At 60.0% G+C, this 21207-nt stretch carries 18 protein-coding genes; 10 read left to right on the top strand and 8 right to left on the bottom strand.

The window, feature by feature from the left end; all coding sequences use genetic code 11:
* Positions 1-179 precede the first annotated feature (179 nt).
* Complete coding sequence (locus tag QZ511_RS00295; RefSeq protein ID WP_295797246.1) at positions 180-1772, top strand: hypothetical protein; 1593 nt, start codon at positions 180-182, stop codon at positions 1770-1772.
* Positions 1773-1842: 70 nt separating this feature from the next.
* Here the strand turns inward: QZ511_RS00295 and QZ511_RS00290 are convergent, their stop codons facing one another.
* The 6 genes from QZ511_RS00290 to QZ511_RS00270 form a co-directional block, all read right to left on the bottom strand.
* A complete protein-coding gene (locus QZ511_RS00290) occupies positions 1843-2226 on the bottom strand; it encodes a VOC family protein (RefSeq protein ID WP_366935608.1) in 384 nt (127 codons plus the stop codon).
* Between the two features lie 2 nt (positions 2227-2228).
* Positions 2229-2693 (bottom strand): GyrI-like domain-containing protein, encoded by a 465-nt coding sequence (locus tag QZ511_RS00285; protein WP_295797243.1) that lies wholly within the window; start codon positions 2691-2693, stop codon positions 2229-2231.
* Between the two features lie 24 nt (positions 2694-2717).
* Positions 2718-3020 carry a DUF1294 domain-containing protein gene (locus QZ511_RS16650; protein WP_366935610.1) on the bottom strand — a complete coding sequence of 101 codons (303 nt, stop codon included), beginning with the start codon at positions 3018-3020 and terminating at the stop codon, positions 2718-2720.
* 70 nt (positions 3021-3090) lie between these two features.
* Positions 3091-3681, bottom strand: a complete 591-nt coding sequence (locus QZ511_RS00280) for a YdeI family protein (RefSeq protein ID WP_295797240.1) — start codon at positions 3679-3681, stop codon at positions 3091-3093.
* A 39-nt stretch (positions 3682-3720) separates the two neighbouring features.
* A complete protein-coding gene (locus QZ511_RS00275) occupies positions 3721-4020 on the bottom strand; it encodes a hypothetical protein (protein WP_295797238.1) in 300 nt (99 codons plus the stop codon).
* 50 nt (positions 4021-4070) lie between these two features.
* Positions 4071-5000, bottom strand: a complete 930-nt coding sequence (locus tag QZ511_RS00270) for a LysR family transcriptional regulator (RefSeq protein ID WP_295797235.1) — start codon at positions 4998-5000, stop codon at positions 4071-4073.
* Between the two features lie 169 nt (positions 5001-5169).
* Here QZ511_RS00270 and QZ511_RS00265 point away from each other — a divergent pair, with 169 nt between their 5' ends.
* The 6 genes from QZ511_RS00265 (at position 5170) to QZ511_RS00240 (ending at position 15444) form a co-directional block, all read left to right on the top strand.
* A complete protein-coding gene (locus QZ511_RS00265; protein WP_295797232.1) occupies positions 5170-6627 on the top strand; it encodes an NAD-dependent succinate-semialdehyde dehydrogenase in 1458 nt (485 codons plus the stop codon).
* A gap of 225 nt (positions 6628-6852) precedes the next feature.
* Complete coding sequence (locus QZ511_RS00260) at positions 6853-8166, top strand: aspartate aminotransferase family protein (RefSeq protein ID WP_295797229.1); 1314 nt, start codon at positions 6853-6855, stop codon at positions 8164-8166.
* Positions 8167-8383: 217 nt separating this feature from the next.
* Positions 8384-10294 (top strand): hypothetical protein, encoded by a 1911-nt coding sequence (locus tag QZ511_RS00255; protein WP_295797226.1) that lies wholly within the window; start codon positions 8384-8386, stop codon positions 10292-10294.
* Between the two features lie 247 nt (positions 10295-10541).
* Positions 10542-11453 carry a DUF6515 family protein gene (locus QZ511_RS00250; RefSeq protein ID WP_295797223.1) on the top strand — a complete coding sequence of 304 codons (912 nt, stop codon included), beginning with the start codon at positions 10542-10544 and terminating at the stop codon, positions 11451-11453.
* Positions 11454-11568: 115 nt separating this feature from the next.
* The gene (locus QZ511_RS00245) at positions 11569-13911 is read left to right on the top strand and encodes a mechanosensitive ion channel domain-containing protein (RefSeq protein WP_295797220.1); all 2343 of its coding nucleotides are present in this window, start codon (positions 11569-11571) and stop codon (positions 13909-13911) included.
* A 120-nt stretch (positions 13912-14031) separates the two neighbouring features.
* Positions 14032-15444 (top strand): rhomboid family intramembrane serine protease, encoded by a 1413-nt coding sequence (locus tag QZ511_RS00240; protein WP_295797217.1) that lies wholly within the window; start codon positions 14032-14034, stop codon positions 15442-15444.
* Between the two features lie 18 nt (positions 15445-15462).
* Here QZ511_RS00240 and QZ511_RS00235 read toward each other — a convergent pair whose 3' ends face one another.
* Positions 15463-16893 (bottom strand): hypothetical protein, encoded by a 1431-nt coding sequence (locus QZ511_RS00235; protein ID WP_295797215.1) that lies wholly within the window; start codon positions 16891-16893, stop codon positions 15463-15465.
* 167 nt (positions 16894-17060) lie between these two features.
* On the opposite strand from QZ511_RS00235, the gene pepB reads away from it, so the two are divergent.
* Both pepB and QZ511_RS00225 read left to right on the top strand, forming a co-directional pair.
* The gene (gene pepB / locus QZ511_RS00230; RefSeq protein ID WP_295797213.1) at positions 17061-18350 is read left to right on the top strand and encodes an aminopeptidase PepB; all 1290 of its coding nucleotides are present in this window, start codon (positions 17061-17063) and stop codon (positions 18348-18350) included.
* 14 nt (positions 18351-18364) lie between these two features.
* A complete protein-coding gene (locus tag QZ511_RS00225) occupies positions 18365-18562 on the top strand; it encodes an antitermination protein NusB (protein ID WP_295797209.1) in 198 nt (65 codons plus the stop codon).
* 109 nt (positions 18563-18671) lie between these two features.
* Here QZ511_RS00225 and QZ511_RS00220 read toward each other — a convergent pair whose 3' ends face one another.
* Positions 18672-20195 (bottom strand): UxaA family hydrolase, encoded by a 1524-nt coding sequence (locus tag QZ511_RS00220; protein ID WP_295797206.1) that lies wholly within the window; start codon positions 20193-20195, stop codon positions 18672-18674.
* 222 nt (positions 20196-20417) lie between these two features.
* Here QZ511_RS00220 and QZ511_RS00215 point away from each other — a divergent pair, with 222 nt between their 5' ends.
* Entirely contained in the window at positions 20418-21155 is a 738-nt protein-coding gene (locus tag QZ511_RS00215) for a FadR/GntR family transcriptional regulator (RefSeq protein ID WP_295797201.1), read from the top strand.
* Positions 21156-21207 lie beyond the last annotated feature (52 nt).

The raw sequence follows: 21207 nt of genomic DNA, 5'->3' as shown, positions 1-21207 counted from the left end.
ACTTGCTAGTCAGCCACTGGCGAAAGTGACCACTCGGTCCCGGCAATCGGACTGAATACGGAGTTCTGGCGTTGAATTGTTCTTTTTTTAGCCAGCAAAAACGGGTAAGGTGACAACTCGCGCAATGTTGTTCAAAAAAACAACAGTTGTTTCGAGTACGCAATCCAGGTGGCCAGAATATGTTTTCACGATTCATCGCTTCCATAGTCATAATTTCCAGTGCGCTGCTGTTTACCAGTGGTGCCATGGCCGACAATCTGGCCAAAGACACCTGGCATCAAATTGACAGCGCTAACTTTCAGATTATCACCAATGGTGACCCGCAGGCCGTGCGCAGTCTGGCGCGGGATCTGGAACGCTATCGCGCGGTGGCCCTGAGCCTGCTCGGCGCCAAGGACGATGGCGCCAAGCTGACCATCTACGCCGCTGCGGACCGCAAAAGCTACGCCGGCCTGGTGGGTGAGGACCTGTCCGAAATGACCAACGGTCTGTTTGATACCACCGCCGAGGGCAGTTACGCCCTAGTGAACCTGGATGGTCGCACCGGCGAGCGCCAGCTGGAAGCCCGTGAATTCCTGTTTCACGAGTACACGCACTTCCTGAGCTACAACGGTACCACCACGCATTACCCCTACTGGTACAGCGAAGGGTTTGCCGAGTTCATGTCCACCATGACCTTTGGTCCCGGCGACTCCTACGAGATCGGCGCGATCCCCGGCGAGCGCGCCATGACCCTGCTGTATACCAGCCCGATGCCGCTGCAGCAGTTGCTGACCGCTACCGCTTACAACACGCCGGATGAAGAGAAAGGTCGCGTTTATGCCAGTGGCTGGATGCTGGCCCACTGGATCATCATGCAGAGTGGCAAGGCCGAGGAATTCAAGGGTTTCATCAAGGACTACAACGACGGTGCCGACCCGGTGAAGGCACTGGTGAAAAACCTGGGTATGTCGATTGAGGAAATCGAGACCGAGTACAACGCCCAGTTCCAGAACGGCAGCTTCAAAATGGCCCGCGGTAAAGTACCCGCTAGCTTCAAGCCCGTTCGCCCGAAAATGACAGCGCTGTCCGAAAAGCGGGCAGTACTGGAGCTGGCCCAGTTCGTGGTGAAGTCCGGCTACAACATGGAAAGCCTGGAACCGCTGATGAAGTATGCGGACGAGGAGGGTCTTTATTCTCCGAAGCTGATGGCGGTACGCGCAGACGCTGCGACCCGCATTGGTGACTTTGATGGCGCCGCGCACCTGCTGGCCCAGGTAGCACCGTCTGATCGCAACAATAACTGGTACCGCAAGGCCCAGGCCTGGTTGTGGCTGAACCGCCAGATCAACACCTTTGGTGAAGACCGCAACAAGACCATGCTGAAGCAGGCCCGCGACCAGTTTGTGTACCTGGTTAACAACCAGTCGGACCAGGCGATGCACTGGTACGGTCTGGCGATCACCCTGGAGATGCTCGGATACCCGAAAAAGCAGTACACCGACATGCTGGAGCAGGCTTACCTGCGCGCCCCCCGGGAGCAGCACATCGCCCAGTGGATGGCACAGGAACTGTATAACCAGAAGGATGCGGACTACTTTGCCGAGGTTGCCCAGCCGCTGATGCTGGAGATGACCAATGAAGCCGAGTACAACCAGATGAAGATGATGCTCGCGGAGCTGAGCCCGAACAAGAAGGCCGAGGCCGGCAGCAAAGCCGCAAGCAAGCGCGCAGCAGCAAAAGATGCTGAAAAAGGAACCGCCAAGGGAGGTGCCGTCATCTCGGCACCTTGAAGGTCGCGCTTCGGCGCAGACCAACAGTTGATACGGGGAGCATTGCTCCCCTTTTTTATTCATAAAAAAACTAGATTTCGTAGAGTTCCAGTGGCAACCCGTCCGGATCGCTGAAAAAGGTAAAGCGGCTGCCGGTGTATTCATCCACCCTTACCGGCTCGACCTCCACTCCCTGCGCCTCCAGTGCATTCTTGCAGGTCACCACCGAGTCCACCGCAAACGCCAGGTGACGCAGGCCCTGAGCCTCCGGATAGCTCGGTCGCGCCGGCGCATCGGGGAAGGAAAACAATTCCACCTGACTTCCGTCCGGCAGTTGCAGGTCCAGCTTCCAGGAATCCCGCGCGGCGCGGTAGTTTTCCGCAATTACTTTAAGCCCAAGAATCTGGGTATAGAAATATTTCGAGCGCACATAGTCAGAGCAGATGATGGCGGCGTGGTGAATGGATTTCAGCATATTCAGGCCAGCGGAAGATATACGTCGGTAATCATGTCGGGCTCTTTGATATCCGGGCCTACGTTGACATAGTGAAAAATGATCGGGTAGTCCGCCATCTGTTCACCACTGCGCGGCAGCCACACGCTGTAAAGGTGGTCCGCCGCGGTTACCCGGTGTCGTGATCCCAGGTGGCGGGCGCGCGCGCAACGCAATTCCGGGATGGTCTTGCCAATCACGCCAAATTCATTGGGCGCTACCTCTCCGTCAAACGATACACACAGGTCCAGCCGGTATTCTTCCGGGGGCACTGAGAATGGATCGTTGTAGTGCAGACCGTAGCTCCGGTGTTGCGGTGATGGCGGCAGCTGGTTGGCCCTGCGCCAGGCCACCAGGCGCATGATTGACTGGTGTTCGTGTTCCGGTGGCCCGAGGTGCTCGAGCACCGCTACTCTGGTTTCCGGGAATGTGACGATTTGTACATCCATGCTATTTCTCTATAAAACGGAGCTTTAAAAATGAAGCGGGAACTGTTTGGCGAGTGAGCCTGTTGCGGACGAGTGAAGCAAGCAACCCAAAAGCGCGATATTACCGATTACAGTGAGCCAGAATATAGATCTAAACGGCTGCTTTCTGGTTTTGTGCCGCAGTAGCCGTCGCCCGGCCAGAGCCCCGGGCCAGCCGCCCAGCAGGGCGAACAGATGCAGCGTCCGTTCCCGGATTCTCCGGTTCCCCCTGCGGGCTGCGGATTTATCGTAGTAATACAGTGCAAAAGCAATCGCGCTGAGCACGCTGTAATAGACTGATAGGGTCATCCACGGAAGGGCGAGTAACTGCTCGAAACTGCGCATAAATCAGGTGTTGCCTTTGCAAGATCAAAATGGGCTATCGGTCGTGAATGCCTTTACCGTTATGGATATGTGCGGCGTATTTTTCGATCCGGGCTTCCCGGGTTTTGCGCTGTTTTGCCTGGGAGAAGTGCAGTAGATAGCCCCGCTGGCGCCCGGGGGTTAGTGCTGCAAACGCGGCCTTTAAGGCGGGATCCCGCTCGAACCTTTCCCGTAGTTCTTCGGGCACGGAATAGGCCTCGGTCTGCTTGAAGTCCACCTTTTCCCCAGATTGCTCCACCTTGATGGCGTTGCGGATATACTCCTCCAGTCTGGGCTCCAGTGCAGTGATCTGGTGCAGATCGGTGAATGGGATTCGTCGACCAGCCTGAGAGTTTGCGCCTGGTTTTTCCATGATGTTGTCCGGATCCTCCATCAGTGCGCCCTTGAAAAACAAAAGGGCGACTGAGTTTTTGAACCCCTGCAGTATGGCGACATTGCTATCGCTCCAGGTGTAGCAAGGCTTGCCCCATTTTAGGGATTCATGCATGCCGCAGCGCAGTAAAATTTTCCGGAGTGCTTCTGTTTCATCCTTCCAGCATTTTAGGTTATGTACATATTCGTGTACATCTGGGTCGCCTGCTTTCATTTGCAGTTCCTGTCAGTTGATCACTGGTGGTTTGTCAGCCTATTTTTTTCTTTCATATGTTGGGTATTCGTAGGCGCTGTAGTCGATTGCATCAAATACCCAAGGGCTAATTGATTCGGCCTTTCGCTCGGCAATGGTCTTTCCGAAAATTCTCAAGTGGACATCCTCCATTATCCTTTCCAGTTCTGGTCGGTCGGTGATGCCCAGAAATATACCCGCCTGGGTAAAGCCCTCTAAACGATGACGTTCGACATCGGGTGTTCGATAGCCGTTCTTCGAAAGTTTGAATAACTGCTCGAATCGACGCGAAACTTCCGCAATAAAAATATCTTTGTTCATGGCCTTTCCGGTGAGCGAATGATGTAACCAGCGGTTTGCTGTGAGTTGCTTTAATTGTTAATCACCAGCGTCTCGGAGAATAATTGTATGGCAGGTTGGTCCGCGGCGCTGCTCTTGAATGTGAGTGCATTCTGGATCTGGTAGCAAAACCGTTCCGGTCGCAGTGCTATCAGCGATTCCTTTTTAACATAGGTTTCCGCCAGATACGCCGGCAAAAACCCGAGAAACTTCCCCGACAGGATCATCGCCAGCCGCGCTGCCATATGGTTGGCGGTGGAGCGGTTGGGAAACAGGCGGTACAGGTGTGCGGCGCCGGAGAGTACCGCGTGGCTGGGGGCTGCCAGTTCCTGCTGGGTGAGCAGTTCTTCCGCGAGATCTCGTTCGCGTGCACAGGGGTGGTTGGCGCCGCAATACAGCAGTGACTGATGGCTGAACAGGGGCTGGTAGCTGAGGCCGGGGCGGCGGGAATGCAGCGGATTGATTCCGACGTCGGCACGGCCGGCAAGGATTTCCAGTTCCAGCTCCTGGGGTGCCGCCAGCTGGATGTTCAGCTGCAGCTGCGGCGCGCGCTCGCGCAGCCGGGCGATGGTTGCGGGCAGGTCCAGCTGGGGGATTTCCAGTACGTCGTCCGGCAGTACCACGCGCAGCTCGCCGGTGAGCTGGGACTGGATCGCATTCACCTGGCTCTTGAAGTTGGCCAGGTGGCCGTCCAGCTCGGCGATCGCCTGGTACAGGGCCTCGCCCTCGGGGGTGAGCTTGAAGTCGGCGCGGCCGCGGGAGCGCAGGCACAGCTGCATGCCCAGGCGGGTTTCCAGGTCGCTCAGATGCACGCTGATGGTGGAGCGGCTGATATTCAGTGCCACTTCCGCCGGCGCCAGGCCGCCGGCGCGCACTACCTCGCGAAAGACCCGCAGCAGGCGCAGGTCCATATCGCTCAAACGGCCGGAAAGGGCATGTTTGGAGGGGCTGGGCTTGGACATGGGGGACTCCGGTCGCGGCGGTAACTGTGGACAGAAAGGGCCGTGGGAGAGGCTAAAGCAAAGTTTGATAAAGGTAAATTTTAGTTTTAGAGCTTTTACTATTCGCCACCAGACTGCCGGTCCAGAATCCATGCAAATGCCCAAATCACGACTTTTACGGGAATATTCGATGGATCTGAACGCTCTTGAGCAGAAAAGCCTCTTGTTGAAGAAGCAGAACTTTATCAACGGAGAATGGCGGGATGCAGCCGGTAAGTTGGCGGTCACTGACCCGGCAAGCGGCCAGTTGCTGGCGGAAATTGCCGACGGCAGCGCCGCCGATGCGGAGCTGGCAGTGGCCGCGGCCCACGCCGCCTTCCCGGCCTGGAGTTGCAAGACTGCGGGGGAGCGCGCGGCGGTCCTCAAGCGCTGGTACCAGCTGATTGTGGATAACCGCGAGGACCTGGCGCGCCTGTTGACCCTGGAGCAGGGCAAGCCGCTGGCGGAGGCCCTGGGTGAGATCGATTACGGCGCCTCCTTTATCGAGTGGTTCGCGGAGGAGTGCCGCCGCGCCTACGGTCAGACCATTCCCACCCACAACCCGGGCATGCGCCTGTCCACCATCCGCCAGCCGGTGGGTGTGGTGACCTGCATTACCCCGTGGAATTTCCCCAATGCGATGATCACCCGCAAGGCGGCGCCGGCGCTGGCGGCGGGCTGCACCGTGGTGGTGAAGCCGGCGGCGGAGACTCCGCTGTCTGCACTGGCGCTGTGTGCGTTGGCGGAGCAGGCGGGCCTGCCGGCGGGCACCCTGAATGTGGTGGTGGGCAGTGATTCCGCGGCAATCGGCAAGGTGCTGACCCAGGATCCGCGGGTATCCAAGTTCACTTTTACCGGCTCGACCCCGGTGGGCAAGCTGCTGATGGCGCAGTGTGCGAGCACGGTAAAAAAGACGTCCATGGAGCTGGGGGGCAATGCGCCGTTTATCGTGTTCGACGATGCGGATATGGAGGTGGCGGTAACCGCCTGTATCGCGACTAAGATGCGCAATGCGGGCCAGACTTGTGTGTCCACCAACCGCATTTATGTGCACGAGTCGATCCACGATCGGTTTGTGGAGAAGCTGGCGGCGGCAATCGAGAAGTTGCGGCCGGGCCACGGGCTGGAAGATGGCACTACCCTGGGGCCGCTGATTTTCCGCCGGGCGGTGGATCGGGTACACGGCCTGGTGGAAGAGGCGGTGGCGAATGGGGCGAAGCTGGTGCTGGGCGGGGATTTTCTGCCCAATGGTGAAAATTACTATGCGCCGACGCTGTTGACGGAGGTGGACGATTCCATGCGTATTGCGCGGGAGGAAATTTTCGGTCCGCTGGCGGTGGTGCAGAAGTTCCGCGAGGAAGATGAAGTTGTACAGCGCGCCAATAACACGCCGTTCGGGTTGGCGGCTTATGTGATGAGTGAAAACATTCACCGGGCGACCCGGGTGGTTGAGGCGCTGGAATACGGGATGGTGGCCTGTAACGCGGGTGTGTTCTCGACCACGGTGGCGCCGTTTGGCGGGGTCAAGGAATCCGGTATTGGCCGCGAGGGCGGCGTCGAGGGGATGGCCGAGTTCTACGAAACCAAATACTGCTGCTACGGAGTTTGAGCTTTGTAGCTTGGGTGGAGCCTTCTAATTAATTGTGGTGGCGGCAAAGCACCGGGTATCTGTTTTCAGAACCGCTGTGAATACGTCCCTGTAAGCTGCGTCGGCGCCGTCCATGGCGCCGACGCTTCTGAAAACAGATACCCGGTACTTCGCCTTAAATTCTGGCTTTAAAACTTTGTGAGATATTTTTTAATTACTAAACCTTTGGAAAACTCGGAGTGAATCATGTCCGAACTGAATACCAACGCATTCTGGATGCCGTTTACCCCCAACCGCTCTTTCAAGGCGGCGCCGCGCATTGTTGAGCGCGCGGAGGGAATTTACCTGCACGAAAAATCCGGGCGCAAGATTATTGACGCCACTGCGGGGCTGTGGTGTTCCAATGCCGGTCACTGTCGCGCCGAGATCGCGGATGCGATTTCCGAGCAGGCGCGCAAGCTGGATTACAGTTCCATTTTCAATTTCGGCCACGAGCTGAGCTTCGAGTACGCGGAGCGCCTGGTGCAGTACACGCCGGACGGGCTGAACCGGGTGTTCTTTGGCAATTCCGGTTCCGAGGCGGTGGAGTCGGCGCTGAAGATTGCGCTGCAGTACCAGCGCGCGCGGGGCAAGGGTACGCGGACGATGTTTATCGGCCGTGAGAAGGGGTATCACGGGGTGAATTTCGGTGGTATTTCCGTCGGTGGTATTGCGCCGAATTACCAGACTTTCGGTCAGCCGGTGAAGGCGAATCACCTGCGTCATACCCTGGATATCGAGCGCAATGCGTTCAGCAAGGGGCTGCCGGAGCACGGGGTCGAGCTGGCGGAGGATCTGGAGCGGCTGGTGGCGTTCCACGGTGCGGACCAGATTGCGGCGGTGATTGTGGAGCCGTTTGCCGGTGCCGGCGGTGTGATTCTGCCGCCGCAGGGATACCTGCAGCGCCTGCGGGAAATTTGCGACAAGCACGATCTGTTGCTGATTTTTGACGAGGTGATATCCGGCTGGGGTCGTACCGGTTCGCCGTTTGCATCCCAGGAGTTCGGGGTGACGCCGGATATGATCACTTCCGCAAAAGGCATTACCAACGCCACGGTTCCGCTGGGTGCGGTGTTTGTGAGTGACAAGATTTATAACACGGTAATGGATGCGGCGGCAGAAGGTATGGTGGAGTTTTTCCACGGCTATACCTATTCCGCGCATCCGGTTGCCTGTGCCGCGGGTATGGCGACTCTGGATATTTACGACCGCGAGGGGCTGCTGACCCGCGCTTCCGGCGATATCGGCCAGTACTGGGAGAATGCCCTGCACAGCCTGGCGGACCTGGATAATGTGATCGATGTGCGCAATTACGGCCTCGTCGGCGCTATCGAGTTGCGCGCGCCGGAAGCGCTCAAGGGCAAGTTTGGCGGCAAGGCATCGGCACTGGCCTGGGAGGCGGGGGTGATGGCGCGGGGTATCGGCGATGCGCTGTGCATGTCGCCGCCGCTGATTATCGAGACCCACGAAATCGACGCCATCGTGAACACCCTGCGGGATGTGATTTCCGGCCTCGATTAATCCATTCATTTTTTCCTTCCCGGCGCCGGTTGCGGATACCGGCGCCGCTCTCTCCCATTTTCCCTGTCGTACCGTGGCGTCCCGCCGACCTTTGCGCTAATCCTCATTAATGGGATCCGAAGAAGTTACTATGGGGATCACCAGGATGGTGATGAATAGCGCCGGCGCGACAGGATTTTCGCGCCCAGTTCGCAGTTGCCTTCGCGCATTAACTTTCTTGATTTCTGCCCTGTTGCTGGTGGCCTGTGGCTCTGGTGGCAGTAGTGGCGGGGGAGGAAGCAACAGTAGTGGCGGAGGTAGTAGCGGTGGTGGTCGCTCCGCACCACCACCGGCAGAGGAAACCGTGCGCTGTGAGACCTCGGACGAGGACAGTGATTCGGATCAGTGTGGCAGGCTGCTGTTTGCACTCACCGGTGACGAAGGGGATTTTCTGCAATACCGCGTGCGCATCGCCTCGCTGAGTTTGCGGCGTGACGATGGCACCCGGGTAGAGCTGTTGCCGGAAAGCCGGCTGGTGGAATTTACCGATTACAACGAGCTGGCCGCTGCCGCCACCCTGCCGGTGGGTCGCTACGAAAGCTTTGAACTGGTGCTGGACTACAGCGACGCGGAAATCCTGCTGCAGGTCGCGGGTGAGGTGCGCCGGGTTGTGGTGGTGGATGCCGCTGGCGAAGCGGTGGAAGAGGTTTCCGTGAGGGTGCACCTGGATGGCGATAACCCGCTGGTGGTGGATTCCGCGGTGCCCGCTGCCCTGACCCTGGCATTTGATCTCGCCAGTTCCCATGTGGTGAATCCGGTGGATGTCGGTGTGGTGCGGGTGGCGCTGTTCCCGGTACTGGTGGCGGAAGTGGATCCGCTGCCTGCGGTGGCATTCGTGTTTCGCGGCCCGTTGCTCAGCGTCGACGAAGCTGCCAACAGCTACCGAATCGCGGTGCGCCCCAACTACTGGCTTGCGGGTCGCTTTGGCGGGCTCGATGTGCTGACCGGTGCGGATACGGTGTGGCATATCAACGGCGAAACCTATATCGGCGCGGCGGGGCTCAGGGTGCTCGCGGAACAGGATCCGGGAATCGAGACCTTTGCCAGCGGCCGCTTCAAGCGCTTCGAGCGGCTGTTCGTGGCGGACACGGTGCTGGTGGGGGACAGCATTCCGGGGATCAATCTCGATGGTGTCACCGGGCACGTACTGTCGCGCACCGACGACGACCGTATTTTCATCCAGGGTGCGCGCCTGTGGCTCACCGGGCTGGAGCCGGTATACCGGGATATTGTCCAGGTGCAGCTCGACCGCACCACGCGGGTGGTCGATGCGCGTTTCCCCGAAGAGCGCTTTTCCATCGACCGTATTTCCATTGGCCAGCGCGTGCGCATTCTCGGCCAGTGGGATGAAGAAAGTGAAATCATCGAGGCGCGCCGCGCCCATCTGCAGCCGACGCGACTAACCGTCATTACCGAAGAATTCGATCCGCGAACCCTGGATGCACTGTTGGTGGCATTCGGGCGCTGGCCGGCGGGCTGGTTCAATTACCGCGGAACCGGCAGTGATGAGGACAGTGATGCGGATCCAAACCGCTACGAGATCAATGTGGCGGATATCGACATAGCGCCACAGCCACTGGAGGACAATCTTCCGCTGGCGATGTGGGGCTATGTATCCCCGTTCGGCAGCGCGCCGCCGGATTTCTTCGCCCACGCACTGAACGACTTCAGCGAATTCGGCGCGCGCCTGCTGGTGAACTGGGTGCCGGCCTCGGCAGTGCCGTTCAACCAGATAGACCCGATCGGTCTGATTCTGAACCCGGACGCCGGCTTCGGGATTTTTCACGACCTGAGGCGCGCCGCCCTGGTTACCGACATCCTAGAATTTGACGAATTACCGGTGATCGAGCCGCTACCAGACGACGGCGAGCGGGGAATCTACAGCATTGTCCATCGTGGCTACGGCACTGCGGACATTGTGCTCTATTCCAGCTTCAGCAGTTTTGCCGCCGACCTCAGTCTGCGTATCAACCGCGGCGCCACGGTGCGCCGCCTGCATGCCCGCGGCGGCTATGTGCGGGATCGCAACCGGTTTGTTGCCCGCGGTCTCAGCGTGCTGTTGCAGCCGGTGGAGGATACCGGAAACTGAAATCGGGTCAGGCCGAATGATTTTATTGGGATAGGGCATCCACCACCCTAAGCTAAATATGTAGTCGGCCGTGTGGCAAAAGTGCGGGGCCACTGAGAGTCCGGGCGCTCTGTCACAGTTCGCCGTTAGCCACGAAGGTGAGCGGCGCCGCCGGCTACCCTTTTACGTGCGGTCACTTGTTGCGTTGCAGCAGGGTAATGGTGTATCGCCCATTTTTCTCTTTGCCAGGCACGTCTATGCCAAGCACGTGAAAAATAACTGCAAGCCCCGCTATCGCACAAGCTGTGGTAACGGTTGTGACGAGGTGCTCGCGATGGGGACAGTGGGATTTTTCTTTCGCAGGAAGGATCTGTGGCTGCAAGCACAAGTACAAGTGGTTGTGCTGGCGGGTTTGCTGTTGTCTCCCGGGTTTGCCGCATTTGCCCAAGATACCGATCAGGCCAGCCTGGAGCCGGCGGAAGAATACCGTCAGGATCCGGACCGTCAGCGCGCGCTGCCGGGGCCGGCGACCCGAATTCGGGTCGACGGTCAGACCTACTATTTTTCCGGTGGCTATTTCTTTCGTCGCGAGGATGACGGCTATCTGCGTGTGGAGCCGCCGCTTGGGGCCGAGCTCTCTTTCCTGCCCTATGGCAGCAAGGGTTTTGAGATTGACGGCGAGCGCTACTTTCTCAGCGGCACAGGCACCTTCTTCCGCTACAACCCACGCAATCGCAGCTACACCATTACCACGCCGCCCTACGCCTGGCGCCGTTATTACAACGGCGATATTGTCGGTGCCTATGAGGATCGCCTGAATGCGTACGACGCCCCGGTGGAAATCGACGAGCTGCGTGAGCGTGCCGGCATTCCCCGCGCCTATCCACCGGCTTCTCCACCGGCTTCTCCACCGGCATCTCCCGGGGAAATGGATGACACTGGCGTCCCCCTGTTCGAAGCCGACCGCGATCGCTACCGCGACCCGCGCGCGGTCGACTCCCGTCGCCCCTATGCCACGGTACGCCCCGGACGTTACGACGACCGGGCGCTGCTGGAAAACGCCTGCCGCCAGGAAGCCTCAACCGCGGCGCGCCGGGGCAGTTCGCTGGAGCGCCAGCAGCTGCGCCTGTACCAGCGCGCCTACCGGGATTGCATCCAGCGCTACCAGCGTCGCCGCTGAATTCCGCTCATCTACACTGAAAAATGATCGCGCGAATGATGCGCGCGTCCCGCTGTGTCCGGCGCAAATCAGTGACGACCGGCGCGGTTAGCCAACACGTATCGCAGGGAAGCAGATGTCCGCAATCGGCACCGATTACCCCCGTTTAAGATGGGTGATTCAGCAGCTCGTTTTGAGTCTGCTCGCCGCTGCATTCCTGCTGCTCTCCCACCCGGTCAGCGCACAACTCCCCGGCACCGCCAAGCCACAGGAGTTTGAACCGACCGTGCCGGACTTCAACAAGCTGTCTGCAGACTGGTGGACCAACTGGCCGGATGTCACTCTCGAGGAGCGCCAGCAGTGGCTGGAGGAGGTGGAAAAGGCCTGGCTGGAGTGGAGTAAAACCCTGCCCCAGGAAGAGGGCATGGACAAGCGCATCAGCACGGTCAACCTGCGCTTCGATGGCATCCGCAAGGTCTGGGAAAATCGCGAAAAACTCAAGAAAGTTGACCTGCTGAAGGGGGTGACCTTTCCCTCGGCGCCTACCGTTCTGCAGTGGGCAGAGGCGGATGCCGGCGTGGCGCGGGGGCGGCAGCGTGCCAGTGGCCTGCAACTGGAAGTGGCCCAGTTGAATGAAATCGTCCCGCGCTCGCTCAGTCGACTGCGCGAGCAGGTGGTGCAGCTGCGAGAGACGGCCAAAAACGATGCGGATCATATCAGCGGCACGGTGGCCCTTTTCCTGGCCCAGCTGCGGCATTTGCAGGTTCTGGCCGAGCATCACACCATGACCTCCCAGCTCGCTACCTGGGAGGAGGAGCTGGGACACGGCGACAGCGAGCTGACCCGTATGCTGGGCGAGCTGCAGTACAGCGAAGAAGTGACAGAGCAACTGCAGGAGGCGGTAAAAGAGGTTGAGGCATCGCTGGAGAAACTGGCGCGGGAGCGCGGTGTATCCCAGAGCATCATCGTCGAAACTTCCGATACTTCGATCAATGTCGATGAGCAGATCAAGCTCATGGAGGTCAGTGTCGCCTCACTAAAATACCGATTGCAGTCCCGCAAGCAGGAAATACTGCTGGCAATGAACCAGGTGCTTGCTCCGGACGGTGAGAAAACCGAACTCTCGGTCAAGAAAGACCTGATTACCAAGGCGCAGGCGGTGCGCGAAACCCTCGCGCGGCAGCTGAATGTTCGCCAGCGTCAGATCATGGCCTGGCGGGCGGGAGGAGATAAAGACAAAGACGGTAGCGACCCGGCGGGCGGTGCTGGCGAAGAGGGTACCAGCCTCACCAAATGGTGGCGCGAGTTTGAAAAAATTGACAATGGCCTGAACCAGGTTGGGGATCTGATCAAGGATGTGCAGCGCTATGAAAATGCGCAGCTGTATGTCTACAAACGCCAGCAGGGATATTGGCGGACCCTGGGGGAGCGTCTCAGCCACCAGTTGGCAAATCTGAAAACCGGCTGGCGCAACCTGGCCAATTACAAACTGTTTACCGTCAGTGAACAGCCCATCACCCTGCGCGATATCGCGCAGATGATTCTGGTGATCATTGCCGCCTGGTTTGTGTCGCGCCTGGTGGCCTGGTTCCTGCGCCGCATGATGCGCCGCAAGCGCGCCAGTGAACACGTGGCCTACAACGTGGAGCGGGTGATCAATTACTGCATTGTATTGATCACCATCATGATCATTTTATCCATGGTGGGGCTGGATACCTCGAAGCTGACACTGATTGCCGGGGCACTTTCCGTCGGCCTCGGTTTTGGCATGCAGGCGATTTTTTCCAACTTTATTTCCGGCATTATTCTGTTGTTCGAGCAGCCACTGCGGGTGGGGGACCTGGTGGAGCTGGAATCCGGCGTGTTCGGGCGCATTCGCGATATCAACGTGCGCTCCACGCGGATTACCACCCGCGACAATGTGGATATCCTGGTGCCCAATTCGGAGTTTGTCACCGGGCGCGTAACCAACCACACCCTGGAAGACCCGGTGCGCCGGATACATATTCCCTTTGGTGTGGCCTATGGCACCGACCCGGAATTGGTGCGCGAGGCGGCGATGGCGGCCGCGGAGGCAGTGCCGGTCACTTTTTCCAACTGGCAGCGCAAGAGCGAGGTGTGGCTCACGGGCTTCGGCGACAGCTCCCTGGATTTCAAACTGGTAGTGTGGGTCAACAGCAATGCCATGACTTCCCTGGGGGACCTTGCGGCGCTGTACAACCTGGAGCTGCTGCGCGAGCTGAGCGAACGCAATATCGAGATCCCCTTCCCGCAGAGGGATCTGCACCTGCGCAGTTGGGGCGAGGCAGCGCCTGCGGTGCCGCAGCCCCCCGACCGGGAAGCCGCGCAGACAGGCCCCGCGCGCGACCCGGTACCGGAGCGCCGTGGCTCCGCGGGTGTCGAGGACTGGCACACCGGCGACGCCGATGCGGAAGGGGACGGTGGTGACGGCGGCGATGGCGGCCCGTCCGGTCACTGATCCCGCAGCCGCTGGGTGGGGGGGCGCTCTATCCGGCAGAGTTGGTGATCGGCGCTGCGCGCGGTATTCTGGCGATCTGTTAACCGATTTCCCCAACGCCGAACCTGCAGGTCCCCTCTCTTGCTGATCATCCCCATTCAGAACAAACCCGACTGGCGCCGGCCGCCGCTGGTGTGTTTCGCACTGATCGCCATCAATCTGCTGGTTTTCATGCTGTACCAGAGTGGCGACGAAGCGCGCTGGCAGCGGGCGGAGGAGTTCTACTTTGCCACTGAGCTGCCCGCCCGCGAGGAGAGCCGCTTCTACGAGTATGTAAATCAGGAGCGCCCGGAGTGGCGCTCCCAGGCCCAGGGGGCCGGTGAGGAGTTCATTTACGAGCAACTGCTGTGGAGCCGCGAATTCCACCAGTGGCTGATGCCACAACTGCAGTCGGAGGGGGAAACCCGCTGGCTGGCAGAGCGGCGGGAGTTTGCGCAGCTGCGCGACCGGCTTTTCAGCTTTGCCTACGGCCTGACCCCGTCGGACCCGACCCTGAAGGGGGTTGTTGGTCACATGTTTCTGCACGGGAGCTGGGAGCACCTGCTGGGGAACATGATCTTCCTGTTGCTGTTTGGCCTGTCGGTGGAGCTGGCGCTGGGTGCGCGCTGGTTTATCGGCCTGTACCTGCTCGGCGGCCTCGCTGCCGGCGCTATGCATTGCGTGGTGGAGGCCGGCAGCCTGGTACCGGTGATCGGTGCTTCCGGTGCGGTCTCCGCGGTCATGGGCATGTTTGTGGCGGTATACGGTGTGCGTCGCCTGCGCTTCTTCTACACCCTGGGGTTTGCCTTTGGCGAATTCAGCGCGCCGGCGCTGCTGGTGTTGCCGCTGTGGCTGGGCAAGGAGGTGTTTGGTTACTTCTTTGGCAGCGACAATATCGCCTACTGGGCCCATTTTGGCGGGCTGGTTGCGGGCTTTGCGGCCACCGCGCTGCTGATCCGCCTGCGCCCGGCGGAAGCGCTGCAGGTGGAAGAAGATCTGCCGCCGTCACCGGAACAACTGGCGCTGGCGCGCATCGAGTCCCTGCAGAATCACGGCAAGTTGCTGGAAGCAGGACAGGCGGCGGCCGCCGCGGCCCGCCAGCATCCCGGCTCCCTCGCGCTGATCGAAAAAAGTATTGAACTGAGCGCACTGGCGCCGGATGGCGAAGCCCATCACCGCGCCTGCCTGGCGCTGTTCGCGCTGGCGAAATCGCCGGAGCAGGATTTTGCCCCGGTGGCACAGGGGGTGCGGGACTATCTCGGACGCACCAGCGCGCCGCGGGCACTCACTGTCAAGACCTGCCTGCTGCTGGCACAGCGTGCGGGGCAGGAGAAGGACTGGGCGCTGGTGGAGGATCTGCTCGGCAGGCTGGTGGCGCGGCAACAACGCCATCCGCTGATGGGGCGGCTGGCGCAGGCGCTGGTCAATCATTACCGCCGCAGCGGCGAAGAGGAAAAGGCGCGGCGCGCACTGGCGCTGGCGGAGGCCGCGCGCCCGGCGGCGGCCGCAGTCTGATTTTGCGGCCGCTGTATATCAGGTGGTAGCCGGTGTTTCCGCGGCGAGGATCGCCTGCAACTGCTTCACCTCTGCGATTACCGCGCTGTCGGGGAATTTCTGCCGCACAAAGGCCAGCAGCTTGCGGCTGTTGTCGGTGCGGTTGAATCCGTCCATGTAAATCTTTGCCAGCAGCAGGTAAGCCGCATCCAGCCGCATGTAATCCGCGTCTTCCTTGTGCAGGTTGTTGATCAGTGCCAGGGCCGGTTTGAACTGCCGCTGGCGGTACAGTGCTTCCGCCAACTGGTGACGCAGCCGGGATTTATCGATTACCGGCGGCTGACCCTGGGCCTGTATAGTGGCGAGATACATCTCTGCCGCCTTGTGCGGCTGGTTGAGGCTGACGAAGCGCTCCAGCAGGTGCGGGCCCAGTTCCCGCAGGGCTTTCTTGTCGTCGATCGCCAGCAGCAGGCGGTAGTAGCGCTCGTTGAGGGGAATATCGTTGGGGTGCTGGCGCAGGGCCGTTACCAGGCTTTTGCGCGCTTCTTCCCCGCGCCCTTCCCGCAGCAGGATCAGCGCATCCGCCAGCGCCTTGCGCCGGTCGAATTCCCGCTCCTCGAGGAACTCCTCGTCCTGCAGCAGCGCGGTCACACCCAGCTTCTGCTGTCGGGTGAGGCAGATGTAACCCATCATCGCGCTGGTCACCACGGAGAAATAACTGGTGGCGAACGCCAGCAGCGGCAGCAGCATCCAGTTGGGCACCTTGCCCGCCACCACCGGCAGCAGATAGGCGGGGGCCGCGGACACCGCACTGGTAGACAGCCACAGCAGCCAGTAGGGCCAGCCGATAATCAGGGTAAAGTGCAGCAGTTTCAGCGGGTTCACCGCCGCGCGCATGCTGTGCTCCAGCGCCAGCACAATCATCGCCGCCGGCGCCAGCAGGGACAGGGCGATGGAATAGACCTGCACCGCGCCCTGGCCCAATCCTGCCAGCAGCACACCGCCGCCGCCGGCCACCAGGATCATGCCGATCACCTTGGCGAACATCGCGGCGCTGCGCCCGTCCTGGGCATCACTGAAGGTGGGAGCCTCCAGCTGTCCGCCGGCCAGTTTCTCGATTACCAGCAGGTTGTAGCGGATCACCACTGCCATTACCGCCACTAGCACAAAAATCGACAAAAATCCGAGCCCGGTCATGGCGATGGCGGAAACTGCCGATATTCCGGAAATGGTCAGCGGGCCCGGTGAAATGGCGTAGCGGAAGTAAAATGGCCCCATCTGCCAGAAGGGTTTGGCTTTGTTGCTGGCACCGACATTGCTCAGGCGCTGGTTGCACAGCACGCATTTGGGGGTGGATTTGTGGTAATTGTCGGCGGCGCCGGGGACACAGTCGCCGCAGTAGTTCTTCTGGCAGGACTGGCAGTGCCAGGTGCTATCGGCACTGGAGTGGTAGTGGCAGGACTCGCCCATGATTTTGTACTTCCATGTTTCGTTTTTACCGCAGTTTATCGGCTGCGCGGGCGCTGGCGCAATCCGCCACTTGTGCAGTGCTAAACTGACCCCCATATCTCCCCCTTCCGGTGTGAAAAATGCGACACACCACTCCTTTTTAATCGTTCCATAAACAAGGTGTACAGATGACAACAGCGATGCAGGTACGGCTGGAAACCACCGCAGCGGCGGACCATTGGGGCAAAAATGCACTGTTGAGCTTCAGCGACAGCGAAGCCCGCATTCACGCCACAGAGGCCACCGGCGGCACCCTGACCGCCGTGCAGCGCGCCGCGCGGCGTCTGGATGGCATGGGGGTGACGGATATCCTGCTCGCCGGCGATAACTGGGATATCGAATCCCGCTGGTGTTTCTGGGCCGGTTACTACAACCCCAATCGCAACAGCACCCTGGACTGGGGCCTGGCTGACGGGGCGGAGCTGAAAGAACTGGAAGCGCGCAAGGCGGCGAGCCTGTGGGTACGGGAAATCACCAACGGCAGTCCGGAAAATATCTCCCCGCGGGCGCTGGCGGAAAGTGCCGCGGACATGCTCGAGCAACTGGCCCCGGATGCCGTCAGCTACCGCATCATCGCCGGTGACAAGCTGACGGAAGAGGGCTTTGCCGGTATCCACACGGTGGGTCGTGGCAGCGTGCGCGAACCGGTAATGCTGCAACTGGACTACAACCCGACCGGTAACGCCGATGCGCCTGTGGATATCTGCCTGGTGGGCAAGGGAATTACCTTTGATTCCGGCGGTTACAGCATCAAGCCCTCTGCGGGCATGGCCACCATGAAGTCCGATATGGGCGGTGCGGCGATGGTATCCGGCGGCCTGGCGCTGGCGATCGCGCGCGGTCTCAACAAGCGTATCAAGCTGTACCTGTGCTGCGCGGAAAACCTGATTTCCGGTTCCGCATTCAAGCTCGGCGATATCATTCGCTACAAGAATGGTGTGACCGCGGAAATTCTCAATACCGATGCGGAAGGTCGCCTGGTACTGGCGGATGGCCTGATTGCGGCGAGCGAGGAAAACCCCCGCTACATCCTCGATGCGGCGACGCTGACCGGTGCGGCAAAAATGGCGGTGGGTCGGGACTTCAATTCCGTGTTGAGTTTTGAGGACGAGATGGCGCAGAAGGTACTGGCTGCGGCCGGCGCGGAAAATGAAAAAGCCTGGCGGTTACCGCTGGAGAAATTCCACATGGAACAGATTCCTTCCGGTTTTGCGGAAATTGCCAATGTGGGAATCGATGGCAGCCCGGGTGCTTCCACCGCGGCGGCTTTCCTGGCGAAGTTTGTGCGCGATGAAGGGCGGGCCTGGGTACATATGGACCTGTCCGGCTCCTACTTGCCAGCGCCGAATGACCAGTGGGCACAGGGCGCTAAAGGGCATGGTGTTAGGACCATTGCGCGGTTTTTAATGGATAACTAACGGGGTATGGGCGCATGGAAGAATATCAGGTAATGATCCAATCGCGGGAATGGCTGGTAGGTTGGGGAACTTTGTCTCTGATCAATGCTGGGTTGGCACAGGGGAAGAACCGCAGTGGACTGCTGTGGTGGGTGCTCAGTTTGATTTTCGGCCCCCTGGCAACCCTTGTGATTGTTCTTTTGAGTAAGGTTCCAGAAAAACCCTACGGTTAACTTTCCTGCTTACGAAGTTAAGAATCCAGAATCGAAGGCTCCGGAGCATAGTGTCCGGAACCAAAAAAACCGGCTAAAAGCCGGTTTTTTTACTGCAAGCGGAGGTCACTTAAACCACGGCCCCAATATGCCAGGGCGCAAACTCGTTATCGCCGTAATTCAATTTTTCACTGGCACTCTGCTCACCAGAAGCAATAGAAAGAATGTACTGGAAAATCCTCTCGCCACACTCCTGTACCGTGTAGCGTTTGTCGAGGATGCCCCCGCAATCCACATCCATATCCTCGCGCATGCGCTCGAACAACATGGAATTGCTCGCCAGCTTGATGCTCGGCACCGGCTTGCCGCCGAAGGCAGAACCGCGTCCGGTGGTAAAGCACACCACATTTGCGCCGCTGGCCACCTGACCGGTTACCGACACCGGATCGAAGCCCGGGCTGTCCATGAACACCAGGCCCTTCTTGCGCACCTGCTCTGCGTACAGGTAAACATCCTGCAGCGCCGTGGTGCCGCCCTTGGCCTGGGCGCCGAGGGATTTCTCGGCGATGGTTGTCAGACCGCCGGCCTTGTTGCCCGGGGAGGGGTTATTGTTCAGCTCTACCCCGTTCATGCGGGTGTAGTTTTCCCACCAGTGAATTCGGTCCACCAGCTTCTGTGCCACTTCCGGAGAAGCCGCGCGGCGGGTCAGCAGGTGCTCTGCGCCGTAAATTTCCGGGGTTTCCGAATAAATGACCGTGCCGCCCTGGCGTACCAGGATATCCGCAGCAGCACCGAGGCCCGCGTTGGCAGTGATGCCGGAATACGCATCGCTACCGCCGCACTGCACCGCCAGGGTCAGCTCGGAGGCCGGGATCGGCTGGCGTTCACAGGCGTTGGCCGCGGGCAGCATCGCGCTCAGGCGTTCAATACCTGCCTCGATGGCCGCGCGGGTGCCACCCAGCTGCTGGATCGTCATTACCTGGAAGGCGTCGGATTCCTGCAGGCCGGTCTCGCGCATCATACTGGTGATCTGCATCGCCTCGCACCCGAGACCGATCAGCAGGACACCGGCGAAATTCGGGTGGCAGATATAGCCGTGCAGGGTGCGCAGCAGGGTCTGGTAGCCGTCGCCGGCGGTGGACATGCCGCAACCGCTGTCATGACCCAGGGCCACGATGCCGTCGATATTGGGGAAATCGCGCAGTTTGCCACTGTTCTGGAAATGCGCGGCGACCGCGCGGGAAACTGTTACCGAGCAGTTTACCGTCGAGACTACGGCCAGATAATTGCGCGTGCCTACCTTGCCGTTGGGACGCAGGTAGCCGTCAAAGGTCGCGCGCTGATCCGGCGCTACCAGTTCGGTGGGAGTATAGTCTTTGCAGAAGTCGTGCTCTGGGCGGTGGTTGCCCGCTTCCATATTGTGTTCGTGCACGTGGCTGCCGGGAGCAATATCCTCCCGTGCAAAACCGATGACCTGGCCGTATTTGATAACCGCCTCGCCACTGCGAATGGCACGCACGCACACTTTGTGCATGGCCGGTACGTCGGTTACCAGCGGCAGCATGCTTCCACTCCAGTTCACCAGGGTTCCGGCGGGCAGCGGAGCTTTGCTGACGGCGACGTTATCGTCTGTGTGAATATGAATGAGATCCATCTGTTTCTGACTCCGCCTAGGGACTTGCAGTCAGCTCTGGTTATGGTTGTCGTTATGATTGGTTGCAATCTAACACTATATTGGTAAGGCCGCAATCCAAAGACTAGAACATTTTGGTAAGACTGTGAGTGTGACTATTATGTTGTGGTGGTTAAACCCCATCTGCTAAACTGCGCCGATGCTTACTATTAGTGCGTCATATATAGAAACGGGAGTGGCCTGATGCAGGGTGCGCGACTTTACCAGCAAGTGGCGGAAAAATTGGCCGCCGCCATCGCCGCGGGTGATTACCCTGCCGGCACTCGCCTGCCTGCTGAGCGCAAGCTCGCGGAACGTTTCGAGGTCAGCCGCCCCACGGTGCGCGAGGCGATCATCGCCCTGGAGCTGGCGGGTTGCGTCGAGGTGAAGGGCGGTTCCGGTGTCTATGTGACTGACCAGGAAGCCAGCGGCTTCGCCCCCGGCGAGTCCGATATTGGTGCATTTGAGATCCTGCAGGCGCGCATTATGTTCGAGGGTGAGGCCGCCGGCCTGGCCGCCCGCGAGATGTCAGCGAAAGAAGTGCAGGAGCTGGAATCGATCCTGGAAGAAATGGTGGCGGAGAATGCTACCGAGGCCACCGCGGAGGTTGCCGACGAAAAATTCCACCTGCATGTCGCCCGCTGTACCCACAATGACGCCGTGGTCTCCGTATGTGAACACCTGTGGCGCCTGCGCAACAGTTCCTCCGTGTCTGCGCGCATTCTCGAGAAGGTGCGTCAGGCGGGCTCCAAGCCCCGTATTGAGGAACACCGCAAGATCCTTGACGCGATCAAGAGCCGCGACGCAGAGGCTGCCCGCAACGCCATGCGCGACCACCTGCAGCGGGTGGTGCAGCAGCTGCTGGATGCCACCGAGGCCGAGGCGCTCGAAGCCGCGCGCCGGGAAATGAGCGCCGCCCGCCAGCGTTTCGCTCTGCCCTGACCGCCCGCACACGTGTGTGCTGCATCCCTGGCCCGTCGGTATCGCCGTCGGG

The sequence above is a fragment of the uncultured Microbulbifer sp. genome (genome assembly GCF_913055755.1).
Taxonomy (GTDB): Bacteria; Pseudomonadota; Gammaproteobacteria; order Pseudomonadales; family Cellvibrionaceae; genus Microbulbifer.
The sequence above is the reverse complement of the archived record's forward strand: the minus strand, read 5'-3'. Positions and strand labels throughout refer to the sequence as shown.